The 17267-nt window shown below is 47.1% G+C and carries 13 protein-coding genes; 1 reads left to right on the top strand and 12 read right to left on the bottom strand.

Annotated elements, in window-relative coordinates:
• The 10 genes from QUA07_RS15500 to QUA07_RS15455 form a co-directional block, all read right to left on the bottom strand.
• Positions 1-795, bottom strand: a 795-nt coding sequence (locus QUA07_RS15500) for a tetratricopeptide repeat protein (RefSeq protein WP_333326542.1), incomplete at its 3' end; no start/stop codon positions are given.
• Positions 792-2132: an ATP-binding protein gene (locus tag QUA07_RS15495; protein ID WP_333326540.1), complete on the bottom strand. Its 1341-nt coding sequence runs from the start codon at positions 2130-2132 to the stop codon at positions 792-794. The genes QUA07_RS15500 and QUA07_RS15495, both read right to left, overlap by 4 nt.
• A gap of 146 nt (positions 2133-2278) precedes the next feature.
• Positions 2279-2797: a Ycf51 family protein gene (locus QUA07_RS15490; protein ID WP_006631825.1), complete on the bottom strand. Its 519-nt coding sequence runs from the start codon at positions 2795-2797 to the stop codon at positions 2279-2281.
• 84 nt (positions 2798-2881) lie between these two features.
• Entirely contained in the window at positions 2882-3940 is a 1059-nt protein-coding gene (locus tag QUA07_RS15485) for an adenylate/guanylate cyclase domain-containing protein (RefSeq protein WP_333326538.1), read from the bottom strand.
• Positions 3937-4311, bottom strand: coding sequence for a response regulator (locus QUA07_RS15480; RefSeq protein ID WP_015177895.1), 375 nt, complete (start codon positions 4309-4311; stop codon positions 3937-3939). Before QUA07_RS15480 ends, QUA07_RS15485 begins: the two co-directional genes overlap by 4 nt.
• Positions 4304-8023 carry a response regulator gene (locus tag QUA07_RS15475; protein ID WP_333326536.1) on the bottom strand — a complete coding sequence of 1240 codons (3720 nt, stop codon included), beginning with the start codon at positions 8021-8023 and terminating at the stop codon, positions 4304-4306. Before QUA07_RS15475 ends, QUA07_RS15480 begins: the two co-directional genes overlap by 8 nt.
• A 296-nt stretch (positions 8024-8319) precedes the next feature.
• Complete coding sequence (locus QUA07_RS15470) at positions 8320-10833, bottom strand: MASE1 domain-containing protein (RefSeq protein ID WP_333326534.1); 2514 nt, start codon at positions 10831-10833, stop codon at positions 8320-8322.
• 547 nt (positions 10834-11380) lie between these two features.
• Positions 11381-12721: an ABC transporter substrate-binding protein gene (locus QUA07_RS15465; RefSeq protein ID WP_333326532.1), complete on the bottom strand. Its 1341-nt coding sequence runs from the start codon at positions 12719-12721 to the stop codon at positions 11381-11383.
• A gap of 65 nt (positions 12722-12786) precedes the next feature.
• Entirely contained in the window at positions 12787-13077 is a 291-nt protein-coding gene (locus QUA07_RS15460) for a hypothetical protein (RefSeq protein WP_333326650.1), read from the bottom strand.
• A 472-nt stretch (positions 13078-13549) separates the two neighbouring features.
• Positions 13550-13735, bottom strand: coding sequence for a hypothetical protein (locus QUA07_RS15455; protein WP_333326530.1), 186 nt, complete (start codon positions 13733-13735; stop codon positions 13550-13552).
• Positions 13736-14156: 421 nt separating this feature from the next.
• Between QUA07_RS15455 and fmt the strand changes: the two genes are divergently transcribed.
• Positions 14157-15155 (top strand): methionyl-tRNA formyltransferase, encoded by a 999-nt coding sequence (gene fmt, locus QUA07_RS15450; protein ID WP_333326528.1) that lies wholly within the window; start codon positions 14157-14159, stop codon positions 15153-15155.
• Positions 15156-15239: 84 nt separating this feature from the next.
• Here fmt and QUA07_RS15445 read toward each other — a convergent pair whose 3' ends face one another.
• Complete coding sequence (locus tag QUA07_RS15445) at positions 15240-16481, bottom strand: exonuclease SbcCD subunit D (RefSeq protein ID WP_333326526.1); 1242 nt, start codon at positions 16479-16481, stop codon at positions 15240-15242.
• A 190-nt stretch (positions 16482-16671) separates the two neighbouring features.
• On the bottom strand, positions 16672-17247 hold the full coding sequence (locus QUA07_RS15440; RefSeq protein ID WP_333326524.1) for a Uma2 family endonuclease: 576 nt from the start codon (positions 17245-17247) through the stop codon (positions 16672-16674).
• Positions 17248-17267 lie beyond the last annotated feature (20 nt).

Here is a 17267-nt window from a genome sequence, read left to right as displayed (position 1 = left end):
GGCTTCGTGATAATCTGGTTTGATGTCTAAGGCTTTGTCGTAGGAGGCGAGCGCCTTTGCGTATTCTTCAGTAAAGCGATACAAGAAAGCCTGTTGGTGAAACAATTCAGCTTTTTGTTCTGGTGTTTGCCCCTCCTCATCAATTAAAGCTTGAATCCTCATCAATTCCCGTTTCCTTTCTTGGGGAGTCAAAGTTAGATAATCTTCTCGCTTCCATCTTTGGGAACAAGCTTGCTTTGATTCTGCTTGCAAGCTTTCTTCATCCATCGACAACTTAAATAGACTCGATCGCCAATCAAAGAAATCAGGTGCCCGCTGAATAAAATAATCAATAGCAAACTTAGGCAACAGAAAAACAAAACAGATTTTAAAATTATCTCGAAATCGTTCTCGCTGCTGGTTTAAATTAATTAAAACAGGCGGCACTCCCCGCCAACTGTAAGAGTAAATATCCTTACTTTCCCAGCCGAGATCCTTTTTCTCTTGTTCGTATTCATAAAGTGAATATTCTAAACCTTGGACGAATAGGACATTGATGCGATCGCGATTTGGCAACTCTTCAATTAGATTGTAAAAATCATAAACCGACTTTTCCAGCCGCAAAACCTCAATCTTTTGCTGCGGAATATCTGTTTTAACTCTAGTAATCCAGCGTTCTCCCTCCGCCGGCGAACACTCCACAAACAACAAGTTAAAGCCATCTGTCCGCTTGAGAGTGCGTACCAGAGTTAGATATTCTTCCTCCGGTTCGGCTGGTGGCAAATCTTCGTCCCAATCAATTGCTTCTGGTTTCATGGCTGAGGTAGAGCGGCGACTGCTTCCTTAAATTCCTGAATGCCTTTAATTAGCGGGTGAACATCATACCAAGGCTGCATTTCTTCATCATCATCCAAATATCGGTATTCCAAAATACAGCGGTTAAATAGCAAATTGCGGTGCTTTTCTTCATTAACTATCCGATGAGAAATAGAGACTGTTGCTAAAATTGACCATTCATCTTGTCCGGGAGTTTTGCGGTAGACATTCCGCTCTTTCGTGATTGCTCTTTGGGCCGCTTTGGCAGTAATTGGCAAATTCTGTGTTTGATTCACAGCTTCTCGCATCATCTTCATCAAATCCCTAACGTGACCTCCACTCATCAAGCACAGCCGTTCTAGGGTTTCTTTGGTATCAAACAATCCTGTTTCTAAAGATAGATTTGGATCTATTTTTTCCACCCGCTTCTTAATCAACTCTTTAATTTTAGCAAGTCCCGGTTGGTGAGGGCTACCATCTAGATTCTGTACCAGAATCATTGGCAGCACTTGCGGAGTATTGTACTTATCGCTTAAATCATTAGCGCGGTTAGAATGCACCATCGAAATCGGTACAGTGTAAACCACGTGACAATCTAAAGCTTGGAGTTGTTGGCTGCGGTCTAAGAAAATTTGGTCTAGATTGCTGCGTCCTCCTGCGTCTGTCGCAGAAAATGGCACAATCCGGTCTAAATTATCGGCAATCGCTACCAGTTGCGAATATTTATTGGGCAACTTTTTTTTAGCGTCGCCAATAAACTCATTTAGCGCATCAATCAGCGTTTGTGTTTGGGGCTCAACTTTTTCTCGGATTTTGTGGCGCAGACTCGGTTGAGTTCTCACATTCGCCGTCAACTTGGCAAACTGACTAATTTGCGCCTCTAAGCTCAATTTTTCAAAAGATATTTCTGTTAGCCCTAAATCTTTTAAATCGTCCCAGCGGTCTTTCATCCAATTGAGCAAAGGCTTGGAGTCAGCCTCTTTAATTGCTTCTAATAAGTGTCTGGTGCAAGCTAGCAAAATATCTGTATATTCAGTATCTTCGGGATTGATATCTTCCGCGTCAGCCGCGAAATAAACTACAAAATAACCTTTGTTGTTCAAGTGTTGCTGTAGCCGCAGCAATTCCGTTGATTTTCCAGCACCGCGATGTCCTGCATACAACTGGCAAGTCATCGGTTCTGAACGCTCAATGTTGAGGCCCAAGTCTAGGGTAATATTGTCATCTCCTCGCACTTCCCCACAGTCAACATATTGCGGGTCGCCTGCTGGCAAAGGAGAAGATGGGTTAAAGGCGTTGTAGAGGTCTTTTAGTAGTTTTTCTGTATTTTGAGTCATAAATTTTTTTAGTATTTTTGGTTTTTTATAGGCTCAACCGCAGATTTAAGGAAGATGAACACGGATAAACGCAGATAATTATAATAAGAGCGATCGAATCTATGCAAAAGGCTGGGTGCACATGGCGCACCCAGCAATCACTACTTTTAAGCTTGATATTTTTTCAGAATAGCAACTTTTTCGGGGAAGATTTCGATCGCCATTTTGTCATCATAACGAGTCGCGAGCGATCGCCTCACCTCGCCCAAAAATAGCGGCTGCGACAGCCCAGGTTCAGGATGTACCACTGTACGAACCCGGATTGTCATGTAGTCTCTGCCCCTTCCAGAGCGCCCTGGAGAGTACAAATCCGCAGCCGCTTGCTGCATCGTTGCTTCTAATTCCGATTCCGTGATCGTAGGTGGCACAGTAACTACTGTTTGAGCGCCGCCTGTATCGTAAACTAAAGAATAGCGCACCGCACCCGGAATTTCTGTACGGGAAAACAGTCCCAAACCCAGACCGAATATACTCGCAGCAATCACGCCCATAAAGCTTGTCACTCCTACCAATCGGAAGCGAAAACCCCATTTGAAGATAAATGCTATAACTGTTAAAATAGCTAAAGCTACTGTCAGAATTCCCGCCCATTGGGCGTACATTAAAAGGTTAGAATTTACGTTCATTTGATGATTTGTTGACTGTTGACTGTTGACTGTTGACTGTTGATATTAGTTACCGATACCCGATGCCCAATGCCCAATGATTAATTAAGCGTTTCGGGCCACAAGCAGATAAGTCATCATATCGCCTTTCCCCTTCACTGGAATCACGCCGCGCTCCTCAAAAATGTACTTACCCCGCAGGCGTTCGTAGGTAGCAACTGTCACCTGAATGCTGCCGGGGACGCCTTGAGATTCCATCCGGGAAGCTGTATTTACCGTATCTCCCCACAAATCGTAAGTAAATTTTTTAGTACCGATTACCCCAGCTTCTACCGGGCCTGTGTGGATGCCGATGCGAATGCTGAGCGGCTGACCTCCCTTGGTACGCATCTTAGTCATTGCTGCTTGAATTTCCAGCGCCATTTCGGCGATCGACTCGGCGTGGTCTTCGGTGGGCGTCGGCAAACCGCCAACCACCATATAAGCATCGCCGATCGTCTTAATTTTCTCAAGTCCGTAGCGCTCGGCCAACTCGTCAAAAGCCGAAAAAATTTCGTTGAGCAACTCCACCAATTGGGCCGGCGATAAATGAGCCGAAAGCTTAGTAAAACCGACCAAATCGGCAAACATCACTGTTACCTCAGCGAAACTGTCTGCGATCGTAATTTCCCCGTGTTTCAGGCGCTGCGCGATCGCCTTCGGTAAAATATTTAACAGCAAACGCTCGGACTTTTCCTTTTCCTGAGCCAACTCATGTAAATACGCCTGTTCCTTATCCCGCAGTCGCTTCTTTTCCAGACAAGCGCTAATCCGAGCCTTGAGCAATACCGGATTGAATGGTTTAGAAAGATAATCCTCCGCCCCCAACTCTATACACCGGACGATACTGTCGATATCGTCCACCGCCGAAATCATAATCACCGGGATATGGCGCAACTTCTCGTCCGCCTTCAGATTTTCCAGCACCTGATAGCCGTTCATTTGCGGCATCATAATGTCTAGAAGAACCAAATCAAAAGGATCGCTTCGCAACATTTCCAGAGCTTGGAGACCATCTTCAGCAACAGTCACCAGATGGCCTTGACGCTGAAGTCGGCGGGCCAGCAAATCGCGGTTTACCTCATTGTCGTCAACAACCAGCACGCTGCCCTCGTCACCTTTCATGTCAGGGCCTCTTTCAGAAGAGTTTCAATTTTACCCAAAAGTCGGGGAAACTCGACCGGTTTAGTGTCATAGTCATTGCAGCCTGCAGCAAGACACTTTTCACGATCGCCCGCCATGGCGTGAGCCGTCAGCGCAATCACCGGAATCCTGCTAGTTTCAGGAGCCGCCTTAATTTGCTGCGTTGCTTGCCACCCGTCGAGCACAGGCAGACTCATATCCATCAGAATCAAATCCGGTACCTTCGCGAGCGCCATCGACACCCCCTCAGCACCGTCAACAGCAATAAAGACCTCATGTCCCTTGCGGGCCAGACGCCTGGAAAGCATATCCCTATTCATTTCGTTATCTTCGACCAACAGGATTTTAGCCATTGGTGTTCTCCTTGCCTTTCGAGTCGTACCTGCGATCGAACCTGTCATTCACTATAGAGCGAACATCGCGCAACAAAGTATCGCAACTGTAGACTCCCTTTTGTAGCACCCGCTCGACGTAGCCGTTTAGCTGCTGGCTTTCGGCCGGTGTCAAGTCTTTCCCCGTGATCACAACAATCGGTATAGGATCTCCCGAATGGGATTTACGAATTTCCCCGATCAACTCAAAACCATCCATTTCTGGCAACATCAAATCCAGTAATATCAGGTGCGGGCGAGCAACTTTTAGCCGATCGAGAGCAGCGCGTCCGCTGTCAGCTTCCGTTACTGCCCAGCCTTGTGTTTCTAGTATGCGTCGCAGTAGTTCGCGCGTGGCAACGTCGTCTTCCACAATGAGAATCTGACAGGTCAAATTGTTACTTGCAACCCCGTCTTGGTCGCGTCGGTACTTGTTCAACAAGGCAGCCAGCCGTTTGCCGTCCACTGGTTTGGTGAGGTAGTCCGAGGCACCCAATGCAAAGCCGAGGCTTTTGTTGCCCACAAAGGATAGCAGGATTACGGGAATTTCGGCAAGGTCAGGATCTGCCTTCAGCGCTGAGAGTACCGCCCAGCCGTCCATTCCGGGCATAATCACGTCGAGGGTAATCGCGTCTGGCCGTAGTTGCTTAGCGAGCCGGAGAGCTTGCTCGCCGCCGCCGGCGACTTCTACGTGCAGTCCTTGGCGACTGAGGGCGCGTTGGATTAAATCCCGCGATATCGGGTCGTCGTCAACTACCAGCACCGTGCCGATAGCGGGGGCGTCCGGAGGGCTAGGGCTGTCGCGGACTTTGTTGGGGATTTCCGGCTGTTTGATGGCTTTGGGCAAGATCACGGTGAAAGTGGTGCCTGCGCCCAAGGTGCTGCTGGCCTCAATGCTGCCGCCCATCATTTGACAGAAGCGCTGGCTGATAGCGAGTCCCAAACCGGTGCCGCCGTACTTGCGGGTAGTCGAGGCGTCAGCTTGGGTGAAAGGTTGGAAAACTTGCTGCAATTGCTCTTTTGTCATGCCGATGCCGGTGTCGGCGACGCGGAAACTGAAAAATTCGGAGTTAGAAATTAAAATTTGGGAAGATTCCTCTTGATTTTTCATTTTTAATTGTTCATTTTTAATTCTTTCCACTCCGATCGCAATTCTCCCGTTTTGTGTGAACTTGGCAGCGTTGCTGAGCAAATTAAGCAGCACTTGCCGCACTTTTGTCATGTCCGCGTGCATGGTGTCGAAGTTGTCTGGACAGTACACTTCTAGGGTATTACCATTTTTCTCGACCAGTGGTCTGGCCGTAGCCACAGCACTTTCAATTAAGGTATGAATGTCGAAGGTTTCTAAGTAGAGATCCATTCGGCCTGCTTCAATTTTAGAAATATCTAGGATGTCGTCAATCAGGGACAGCAGGTGTTTGCCGGCGCTGCAGATTTTTTCGAGGTCGGGGACGGATTCGCAACTGCCCAATTCTTCGGCTTCTTCTTTAAGCATTTCGCTGTAGCCGATGATGGCGTTGAGGGGTGTGCGAAGTTCGTGGCTCATGTTGGCGAGAAATGTGCTTTTTGCCCGGTTGGCTGATTCTGCTGCTTCTAGGGCCAACTGCATGGCGGATTCTGCCTGTTTGCGATCGGTGATATCTTGGACTGTGCCTTCGTAGTACAAAACGCTGCCGTTTTCGTCGCAGATGCTGCGGGCGTTTTCAGAAATCCAGATTGTGCTACCGTCTCGGCGGTATATTTGGGATTCAAATTTTGACACTTGGCCGCGCGCGCCCAATTGGGCCATAAACTCGGCGCGCCGATGGGGGTTAACGTAAAATTGACGGTTGATATCGGTGAGTTCCGCGAGCATTTGGGTACAGGATTCGTAGCCGTAAATTCGGGCTAGTGCGCTATTGCCGCTGAGGTAGTGCCCGGTCGGCGTTGTCTGGAATATGCCTTCGACTGCGTTTTCAAAGATGCTGCGGTATTTTGTTTCGGATTGTCTCAAGGCTGCTTCTGCTCGCTTGCGCTCTAGGACATTGGCGAGCATTTCTCCTATCATTTTTAGCTGTGTGGATATTGTGGATATTTCGGTTGCTCCACCTGCTGTTGGCTTTAAGCCATCGAATGCGAGAAATCCTACTAGGTTTTTACTACAAATTAGGGGAATAATTATCAGCGATTTAATATTTTTTAGCTGTTTTTTAAATTCTAAATTATTTAGGGAAGCGCCACTCGAAGGTATTGAGGCGGTTGCTGTTTGATTAACTGTTTGGGATGGGGAGTCTGTTTGGAATTGGGCTGGATTTTGACCGATCAAATAGACAATTTCGGCGATGGCTGGGGGCGGGAGTTCGCCGATTTCTGGAATATAGAGGCATTCGGCGCGATCGAGTTTTTCGGCAATCCAAGGGATTTGTGCGATGTCTATTGGTTTGTCGGTGCTGTTTTTGACTGCCGGAATGCTTTCGCCACACCACTCGTAGGTTTTGTCGGCGCGGGTTTTGTCTTCAGATAACAGGTAGATGTAACTGCGGTCAAACCCGCTCAAGGTGGCTATCGCTTCCAGGGTTTGATCGATGCCTTTGTCTATTTCTGATAAGGGCTGGCTGATGAAATGGGTTGACAAACGGGCAATCAACTGAGCGAATTCTATTCGATACTGCAAAGATTCTTCTAGTTTTTTGAGTTCGGTAACGTCTCGAAAGCTCCAGACTCTACCGACTGTTTCCGCTCCGACTTTTGATGGCAACGAATTTAATTCAAAAATTTTTCCGTCTTTAAATTCTAATAATTCGCTGATTTGAGTATCTGAATCTGCCGACACTTTGATCACGTTTTCGAGAAATCTTTGCGGGTCTTTTAATTGTTCCCTGGCGAAGGGCAATCCTGTTTTGAGCGTGTTTTTGACTGTGCCGATGGTCGATCGGCTCAACGTTCCTTGGCTGGCGGACAAACCCCACATCTCTAGAAATTTCTGATTATAATTACATATATTGCCGTTTCTGTCAACCGCCAGAATTCCTGCATCTGTAGATTTTAGAACTGCTTGCAGTATCGAGAGCGATTGCTTGTGTTCTCTAATGTCAAAAAACACCAAGACTGATATTTCGCTGCCCTCAACTGCGGGATGGAAAAAATAGGAAACTGGTAAAATCTTGCCGTCGCGACACAAAAACTCGTCGTCCCAATTGTTGCAAGGTTGACTGGAAGCGATCGCCTGTTGTAAATCTAGTGTAGATGCGATCGTCCCATCTTCAGTATTGCTGGGCGACTGTTTCGTAGCCGTCAAAACTTGGGATTTGTTACCTTTCTTTTGCTTCCCGATGCACTCTAGCAGAGAAAAGCCTGCAAGTTCCGATTCTCGCCATCCCAGCAAGCGTTCTGCCTCTGGATTTACCGAGATTACACAGCCCTTCGCGTCAAGGATACACAATCCCGCTCCCCAACTGTTGACACTCGCCCGCAGTCGATCGAATTCTGAAGCTGTTGGAGAGTCTTGAGGGGACTGGGGCGAGGAGGCAAAATCCTGCTGCGTCACCGACTGGGAACTCAAACAAGCTTGCAGCAGCGGTTCCTGCTGGCTCCGGGTTCCGTCGTAGCTACAACTTACCTGCTCTAAGAATAGCTGCCACTGCTCGGCAGTGGGAGGGGGAGACTCGCTGGCTAAACCGAGCTGTTCGAGTTGGCGCTGGAGGTCGGGATGCATAATTTCTGGCGCTTTGTAGGCAACTTTCTACAGTATATCTTTTTAATTAATAATATTATATATACGCAGCTATACAGTTAGTCTAAAGCTACGGGATCAAGCAAATCCTAGGTTTGATCGAAAAGCCTATTGAGCATCTCTGCTATCCAAAAAATTTTAAACTGCACTAATTATATCCTAACGGCTTTAATGATTTGGCTATATGTTTAAAATCTCGATACCTGCTAGCGAAAGAATCAGCGAATTGCGGAGGCTAATAAAACCGGCAACGCTCGAAAAGAAATGTCAATAAATTATTATTTATCAGAATTTTCGGTTGAAATTGAAAGGTCGGTGAAAATAGCTGGCAGCCGAATAGTAAAAGTAGAACCTTTGCCCACCTCGCTGAATGCGGTAATGTCTCCGCCCATCATTTCGCAGAATTTCTTAGTAATCGTCAGCCCCAAACCAGTGCCGCCGTACTTCTTAGTAGTTGAGGAATCGGCTTGGGTGAAAGGCTCAAAGATTCTGGCTAACTGTTCGGGACTCATCCCAATGCCGGTATCTTTGACCGTAAAAATGATCCAATCTTGAGGGGAAGATAAGAGAGACAAGCTATTTTCAGCTTGGCCACCTCCTCTATACGCTCCAAGTTTTTTGCCTTTGTTTGCAGCGTCGGCGGGGATTTCGCCGGATCGGGTAACGGCGAAGGTAATCGCACCGGAGCAAGTAAATTTCGCGGCATTGCTGAGGAGGTTGAGCAGAGACTGCCGGAGTTTAGTCAAGTCGGTCTGCATTGAGCCAATATCATCGGGGCATTGTATTTCTACAATATTGCTATTTTTGTCTGCCATCGGCGCGATCGTGGCAACTACTTCCTCAACCAGAGTTGGAATGGTGAAGGTTTCGACGTGCAAGTCGGTGCGGCCTGCTTCAATTTTGGTCAAGTCGAGAATATCTTTAATCAGCGCGAGTAGGTGCTGACCGGCCGTGTTAATTCTCTGGAGGTCGTCGATGAACTCTTCGGCACCAAGGTCTCGGGCGTCTTCTTGCAGAATCTCGCTGTAGCCAATGATGGCGTTGAGGGGGGTTCTGAGTTCGTGACTCATGTTGGCGAGAAAAATGCTTTTAGATCTATTTGCAGCTTCGGCGGCTAATGCGGCCCGGCGGAATTCTTCGGAACGCAAGCGTTCGGTGATGTCGGTGGTCATGATTAAAACGCACTGAGTGCTGCCGAGGTGGATGAGTTCCACTGACAGCAGCCAGTCACGCACTTCGCCAGCTTTGGTGCGAATTTTGATTTCTTGGTTGCTGATCGAATTTTGTGATTGCAAAATCTGGGCGAGCCTCCCCCCGTCTTCTGAATTGAGAAATATACCTAAGTCGCTGGGAGTGCGGCCGATAAATTCGTGCCGCAGCCAGCCTAATGAGCGCAAAAAGCTTTCGTTGGCATCGAGGAAGCATCCATCTGTGAGGGTGCAGATGCTGATCCCGACTGGGGAGGCGTGAAAGGCCTTGGAAAATCTTTCTTCTGAAGAACGCAGCGCGGCTTCGGCTTGCTTTCTGTCTGTGATGTCTTGGACGGTGCTGGTGATGTAGAGGGAGTTGACGTCGGCTTGTTCGTAGACTGTGCGGTTGCTACCGTCGGGGAGTATGAGCCTGTAATCGATACTGTAAGGTTGTTGCTGAAATAAAGCGGCTTCGATCGAGGTTTTGACTAATTCTCTGTCTTCAGGGTGTACGTATTCCAAGAAGGCTTCCAGGCTGGGTTCAAAAGTTCCCGGTTGCTGTCCCAGGATGCGGTAAATTTCCTCTGACCACCGCAATTGCTGGCCGTTGCGGTCTAAGTCCCAGTTGCCTAGCTGGGCGATGCGCTGGGCGTTGGCGAGGCTGGCTTCGCTGGCGCGCAGGGAGGCTTCTGCTTGGTGGCGTTCGGCGACGGTGGCGGCTAAGACTAAGCCGGTGACGGCGATGACGGCGATGAAGGCTTGCAGGGATAACAGCGCTTGGGGGATACTGCTGGCGTGTTTGAGGAAGGGGCCGCTGCCTCGGGCGATACCCCAGATGGCGAAGCCGCAGAGGATGAGGTTGGAGAGGGCGGTGTAGCGCTGACCGAATCGAAAAGCAGCCCAAACTACTAGGGGAAATGGTAAGTATTCGAGGGGATAGCGGGCGTAGGCGGCGCGGGTGCGGGAGCAAAAGACGAGCCATCCGACTGCTAGTAGCAGCAGCAGCCAAATCGCTCGTTCAGCTATCTGTTTGCGATGGGTGGGGACTTTGGGCAATTGTTGCCACGTCAGCAGCAGCGGGGCGACGAGCACAATTCCCATAGCGTCTCCGACCCACCAAGTCCCCCAAATCGTGCCAAAATCGCTCCAGCTAGATATACCACTCAGGCATACGAGGATGCTGCCGATGGTGGAGCTGATCAGGGTAGATCCCAAGGCTGCTAGCCCGACTATTCCTAAAACGTCTTTGAGCCGATCGAGCCCGGCGCTAAAGTTAAGGCCTTGGAGTAGATAAGTTCCCGTCCACGCTTGCAGGCTTCTGGCGCCTGCCGAGATCAATGCCGTGACGATGTTGGCCGACGGTACGTTCATGCTGAACAGGAAGCCTCCGATCGCGATTCCCGGCCACAGTTGTCGCCCAAACAGCAGCAGGGCGACTTGGGCAATTCCTGCTGCTGGCCACATCGGGTAAATTTCTGAACTGAGGGTGAGGGTGGAAATGGCGAATTGTGATGCCCAATAGTAGACCAGGGCGATCGCGCCTACTGCGAGGAAGTACCGCCAGGAATGTCCTTTGATTGCGTTAAGGAACTTTGTCTGCATTGTCGTTTGGGGAAAAGGTGGACGGTTGTTGGGATCTCAGGATGTGGCACGGGACAGGCACAGGGTAGAGAAAATGTTTCTATTAGGTGATAGTAGGTCATGGGTGGTAGGTAGTGGGAGAAGCTTTTGAGCTAACTTTTTGTGGTGCCGTTGAGGGAGCGGTTTTTTTGTTTGATCAAATCTGCCCATGAATTTCGGGAGTATCGCTTTTTTGTAAATATATCTCTAATGGCTAAGCAATTGGTTTGTAAATTTTGGTTTTTGTTAAAAATTTATTATCGAGCGAGAGCGGGTGTCTTTTTGTATCGGGCCATCGTAACTCAATTTACCCTAACATCTTGCACCATGATCAATAATACCTAAAATACCAATAACAGCGACGTAAAATCTCTGCTTTTAGGTAAGTTTCGGGCAATAAACACGGTTTCTGATTAGAATTGCAGGCTGTAGTGATTTTCACTAGATTTTTAACCATCAATCGAGGTTTTAAGTTTTTCGATCGAATACAGTGAAAGCGGATATATTACAGGAAAAAAAATTTTTTTGTCTATTTCTCTTTGGCTGTTGCAATATCTAAGGTTAGTGTCAAACGCTCTTGAGATTCTTTAAGCGCGTCTTGGGGGTTGCGGCCGAGAAGGGTTGCCTCTATGGCGCGACCGAGGTTTTCTGACAGGCGGGAGTAACCTGATATAATGGGTCGCGCTCTGGCTGACTTCATTTGTTCTAAAAATACTCGCAAAACAGGGTTTTTTTCCACAAAGCTTTGATAAGCTTGGCTCTGTCTCGATTTTAAGTTAATGGGTAAATAACCTGTTCCCAATGCCCATGCTGTTTGGAATTCTTCACCTATAACGTATTCTAAGAATACTAGGGCTGCTCGCTCTCGTTCTGGCGAGGTTTTCATTAAAAATATGTTTTCACCCCCTACGACGGCTGCAGGGCGTTTGAGGAGCGGTAAAGGCATTGCTGCGTAGTCGATCGCGCTTTGCTGCAACTGTGCTAGCGTCCACGGCCCGGTGATTTGCATGGCGACTTTCCCGGCGATGAAATTGTCGAGTTCGTAACCGCGTTCGGGTGCTGACAATATTGCTGAACCTTCTTTTAACAAGTCGCTCCACAATTCTAAGGCGGCGTGAGAACCGGGATTATCTATTTGGGGTACAGGATTTTGAGGTATTTCGCCTTTGAGTTCGCCGCCTGCGCTGAACATGAATGGCAGCCAGGTAAATACTGTCCATTCTCCTTTGCCTAGGGGGAGCACTATGCCGTGTTGGTCTGTGCGGCCGTCTCCGTTGGTGTCTTGGGTGAGCGATCGGGCTACTTGCTTTAATTGCGCCCAATTCTGCGGCACTTTTTTGATTCCTGCTGCTGCAAATAAGCTGGGACGGTAAAATATGGCGACGTTGTTTGTGCCTAGGGGAACTGACCAAGTATGTCCGCTGAGTTCCATTGACTCGAAGAGTGCCGGGTCAATTTCGGCTTTCCGGGGCGATTTGTCGAGCCAGTTTTCTAAGGGCGCAATGGCGTCGAGTTCTGCTAGTTTTCCTGCAATTGAGGGGCCATTCCACAGCAAATCCGGCGGTGCATTTCCAACTATTGCTGTTAGTATTTTTGGGAGTTGTTGGTCTGGCTGACCGATGTAAACTGGTTTGATCTGGATGTTGGGATGTGTTTTGTTGAATTGGTCTGTGAGGGTTTGAAATACGTCGCGGTTTGGCGGGGGATTGATGCCGTGCCACAGTGTGAGTTCGAGCGGTTCGCCGTTTTTTGAGGCTGGGGTTGTGCTGTTTTGACAGCCGCTTAATATTAGCAGATTTAAGGTAATTAAAATGCAGATCGCTAGTTTGAGTTGTCTTTTAATTGCTTTGGATAATTTGGATAATATCATTTTTTAGTTAGATTCAGGGAAGAAGACTTTTTTAACTGCAGATGAACGGGGATGGACGCGGATAGTTAGAGGTTGGTAAAAGGAGCTAAATCTCGAAAATTTGCTGGTAGCTGATTTCTCTCTCCATCGGAGGTGTTTTGAAACAAAACAGTGAAAGCTCCTGCTCCTAGTCTATCTTGCGGCCACATCCGATAGCAAGGAATTTCTGTCAGGTGCGATCGATATTTTTCTAAATGAGGAACAGAGGCTGGCTGAAAATCGGGGAATTTGCTTAACAGCCATTGGCTGACTTGTTCATTTTCTGCGGTTGAATAAGTGCAGGTCATGTATGCAAGATAACCTTGGGACGCTACAATTTTAGCAGAATTGGCTAAAATTATTTTTTGGCGGTTGGCATTGCTGTTGATGGTGACATGATGAAAGCAGCCGGGTGCTTTGTCTCCTTTTGCTCAAAGTGATTGACCAGTACAAGGAGCATCTACTATTACTAAATTAGCCGTTTGTGGCATCTTTTCGGCAAGTATTTTTGAATCGAGGTTGGCGGCGGCGGATGGTAGAATTTGGCAGCGTCTTAAATTTGAGATCAACATTCCCATGCGTTTGCCTATGGCTTCGTTGCACAACAGGAATTCTGGGTTTAATGTTTTCCAGGAAATATACTTTTTCCTCCGGGGCGGCGCGCATATCTAAGATTAGTTTGATTGGCTGCGGTATTGTTAATAAGGTGGAGGCGGCGAAGATTGAGGAAAAGTCTAGACAGTAGTAATGTCCTGCTTGATGTAAGGAATGTTTTCCCGGCTGGGATTCTCAGGCAAGTCTATTTACAAATTACGGTTGCCAAGAAACGGGAATTTCGACAGTAAATGGGTTTTCTGTGGGTTTTGGTTGCAGCCACAAGATGACACGATTAAAAGCTTGGGGATTGATAACAGCCTGAATAAATTTTTCTTGTTCTGCGGTGTCGGCAAATAAGCTGCGGCTGAGTTTAAACAGGAGATTCGACGGTTTTTCCATGTTCGAGGAGATATGATAAGATTGAGATTAGCAGTGACAAAGGTAAATGAGATGATAATTCCTAGTGTAAAACAGTTGTAGTTAACTTGGATAGGAGGGATGGAAATGTTGTTGCTTCTATCAAACCCATTGATTTGGAGCGTTTGAGTCTGGCTGCATCTGAGTATCAATCGAGATCCTTTTTGCCGATCGCACAACTCGGAACTATTCTCGAAGTGTATAATCGAGAAGCAAACTACTATTGTTTGAGCTGACAAATAAACATTACATGAGTCCGGAAGGTAAAAATACTCATAAACTCGCTTCTATCATAGCTGCTACGCGCTGAATAGTCTCTATAATATACTAGGGTTTTTTGCCATTACCTACTTGATGACTAATGAGTAATGACTGAGGACTACTTACTAATAACGAAGAATCTATGAAAATTGTCTTTTTTGGCACTCCCGATTTTGCTGTTCCTACTTTATCCAGCTTGCTAAGTCACCCAGAATTTGAAGTTGTGGGTGTGGTGACTCAGCCGGACAAACGTCGGGGAAGAGGGAATCAATTGATGCCTTCACCTGTAAAAGATGTGGCTTTAAATCACAGTCTCCCGGTTTTGCAGCCACGCCGAATTAAGAAGGATTCTGAAACGCTTGCTAAGTTGCGGGAAGCGGAGGCGGATGTGTTTGTGGTGGTGGCTTACGGCCAAATTCTTTCTCAAGAAATTCTGGATATTCCTAGTTTGGCTTGCGTTAACGTTCACGGTTCAATTTTGCCGAAGTATCGCGGTGCAGCACCGATTCAGCGCTGTCTTTTTGACGGGGAAAAGACAACAGGAATTACTACTATGCTGATGGATGCTGGCATGGATACTGGGGCGATGCTATTGAAGGCTTTTGCTGGTATTTCACTGTTGGATAATGCTGATTCTTTGGCGGATAGGTTGGCGGAAGTTGGGGCGGATTTGTTGATAGAAACTTTGGTGAAATTGAGGGACGACCAAATTGAAGCTGTTGTTCAAAATGATGCTGAGGCGACTTATGCGCCGATGATTAAGAGTGCGGATTATGTGCTGGATTGGTCGAAAAGTGCGATCGACCTTCACAATCAAGTTAGGGGCTTTTTCCCGGATTGCACAACCAGTTTTCGTGGCAATTCTCTGAAGGTGATAGCTACTGTACCCGTGGGACCGGAATATTGGCTGCAAATGCCGGCGGATTTGAGAGTTTTGGAACGCGAATGGCCTGTTTTAGCCCAGTTGTCGGGCGCAAATGGGGAAGTTGTCAAGGTTGTGAAGGGCTTGGGGGCGATCGTCCAAACTGGCGATGGTTTATTATTGTTGCGCGAGGTGCAGTTAGCGGGGAAAAAGGTGCAGTCTGGCGTGGATTTTGCCAATGGAACTCGGTTGGCAGCGGGTGAGGTTTTTGGGATTTAAATAGTATATTTAGGGCGGGCAGGATGCCCACCCTACAATATTTTGCAGCAAAATCATCCTGTAATTAGATGCGCGATTCTTGACCTAAAATTCTACCAAAACTTCCTCCGCACCGCCCAACAAACCTTGTGCCGCCTCTAACATACTCTCAGCAACATCTTTCAAATCGTCGCGACTTGCCAGATAAGTTTTCAAAGCTTCTAACGGTTCTATACTATTAGTAGCATTCAATTCTGGCAACCGGGGTCTCGCTAGCTGACTCACTAATTCCGGTTGGATTGTGTAGCTGTGCGCTTCGCCGAGAAGTGTGTGCAATTCTCCGTTGTCGATTAAATCTAATTGTTCCGATCGCAATTGGTAAATTAATCTCACAACCGCATCTTGGATTTCCTTCTTGCCAATAGCTTTAACTAACTCGGCTTGCGGGTTTTCCGATTCCGAAACATTCACTTTAATAGTCTGAAACACCCGCACTGGCAAAGTGCAAAATTCCCACTCTGCTTTCCCCCGTTCCAAATTAACTAACACAAAACCTTTATCTTCTTTCTCTTCGCTAAAATCAACTCGTTCGATACTTCCCGGATAAATTACGGGCGGATTGTTGGAAGCATTGAGATTTTGGTGTTTGTGAACGTGGCCGAGAGCAACGTAATCAAAACAAGGGCGAGTTAGCATGGAAACGGGAATGTTAAAACCTTTGCCAACTGCTAAAAAACGTTCGGCGCCCAGACTGGCTTTATCTGCCATTAAGTGCGCTAAAAGTACGGTTGGTATGTCGGGGTTGAGGCGGCGAATTTCGCCTTCCATTGCGATCGTCAGTTTTTCGGTTAATAATTGGTTAACATCGCCCATAGACAGGCTTTCAGTCTCGGAACGTGTCATTAAGGTCGATCGAGTCAACCAAGGCAATGTTACCACCTGTACAGGTCCGCTGCGGGTTTGGATGAGGTGAGTGTCTAGGCGATCGCCTACAATAAACTTAGGTATCCCCAAAGTCCGGTAAATTCCCAAACTCGCGCCGCCTTGTCCCTGAGAATGTTGGTCATGATTTCCTACTAACAAAACTGTCGGAATTTGGGCATCAACTAAGCGGCTGAATTGGCAAGCAAAAGCCTCTTTTACAAACGGTGGAGGCGTTGAATCCGGGAAAGCATCGCCGCCGAATATGACTAAATCTACGGGTTCAGAAATTGCTCTATCCATACATTTACTCAGCGTCGCCGCGAAGTCTTCCAGCCGCGTATTTAAACCGGTTTCTGGATTAATGCGGCCGTGGGAAAAGCCGCTGCCCATGTGAATGTCTGAAAGGTGTAAGATTTTAATCATTGTTTTTTCTATTTGTAAATTATCTTTTTGGTTCGTAGTGATGACTTCAGTCGTCATCGGTTCGTAGTGATGACTTCAGCCCTCCTTTAGCTTCGGCAGAAAAACTAAAGTCTTTACTAAGAACTAGGTTTAAGGTTTTTGTCAAAGTACAGACGAGAGGAGATTACTACTAAAAATATTGTTTCATACATCACAATACCATTCCGGGGACTTTTTGATAAACTTGTGCGATCGGGCAGCGAAAATCTATACTCATTAACTCTAACTCATCTCCTTGTCGGTAAATCTGAGAAACCCAATTTCCCTCAGCATTGAGTCGAAAACACTCAATTTTAATCTCAGATTGAGTGACGAGTACGTATTCTTGCAAACTTGGAGAAGTTTGATAATCGGCAAATTTATCGCCTCTGTCGAAAGCGGCCGTTGAGGGCGACAATACCTCAACTACTAAAGATGGATATAAAATGAAATCTTCAGTAGTTGAGGTATCCCTTTCGTCGCAAGTCACCGCTACATCAGGATAGTAATAGCAATTTGCCTCTTCCAGTCGGACTTTTATATCTGATGATAAAACTAAGCATGGCGTATTCAGCAGATGATTTCCCAGCAGCCGAACTAAATTACTACCAATAATAATGTGAGGCTTTTTTGCCCCGGTCATTGCATAAACGTGTCCGCGTCTATATTCGTGTTTTATCGGGCTTACTCGCTCGCCTTCTAGGTACTCTTCTGGGGAGATGTAGAAATTGTTTTTGCTGATAACCATTGATTTTTACTCCGCTGACT

Source organism: Microcoleus sp. T3_A4 (assembly GCF_036700465.1).
Classification (GTDB): Bacteria; Cyanobacteriota; Cyanobacteriia; order Cyanobacteriales; family Microcoleaceae; genus Microcoleus.
This window is presented reverse-complemented; position numbering and strand designations above follow the sequence as displayed.

Coding starts and splice junctions, on each gene's coding strand:
- QUA07_RS15485 (WP_333326538.1), bottom strand. CDS start 3,940: ATGAAAGGTGACGAGGGCAGCGTGCTGGTTGTTGACGACAATGAGGTA.
- QUA07_RS15455 (WP_333326530.1), bottom strand. CDS start 13,735: ATGGAAAAACCGTCGAATCTCCTGTTTAAACTCAGCCGCAGCTTATTT.
- QUA07_RS15470 (WP_333326534.1), bottom strand. CDS start 10,833: ATGCAGACAAAGTTCCTTAACGCAATCAAAGGACATTCCTGGCGGTAC.
- QUA07_RS15465 (WP_333326532.1), bottom strand. CDS start 12,721: ATGATATTATCCAAATTATCCAAAGCAATTAAAAGACAACTCAAACTA.
- fmt (WP_333326528.1), top strand. CDS start 14,157: ATGAAAATTGTCTTTTTTGGCACTCCCGATTTTGCTGTTCCTACTTTA.
- QUA07_RS15475 (WP_333326536.1), bottom strand. CDS start 8,023: ATGCATCCCGACCTCCAGCGCCAACTCGAACAGCTCGGTTTAGCCAGC.
- QUA07_RS15490 (WP_006631825.1), bottom strand. CDS start 2,797: ATGAACGTAAATTCTAACCTTTTAATGTACGCCCAATGGGCGGGAATT.
- QUA07_RS15495 (WP_333326540.1), bottom strand. CDS start 2,132: ATGACTCAAAATACAGAAAAACTACTAAAAGACCTCTACAACGCCTTT.
- QUA07_RS15445 (WP_333326526.1), bottom strand. CDS start 16,481: ATGATTAAAATCTTACACCTTTCAGACATTCACATGGGCAGCGGCTTT.
- QUA07_RS15440 (WP_333326524.1), bottom strand. CDS start 17,247: ATGGTTATCAGCAAAAACAATTTCTACATCTCCCCAGAAGAGTACCTA.
- QUA07_RS15480 (WP_015177895.1), bottom strand. CDS start 4,311: ATGGCTAAAATCCTGTTGGTCGAAGATAACGAAATGAATAGGGATATG.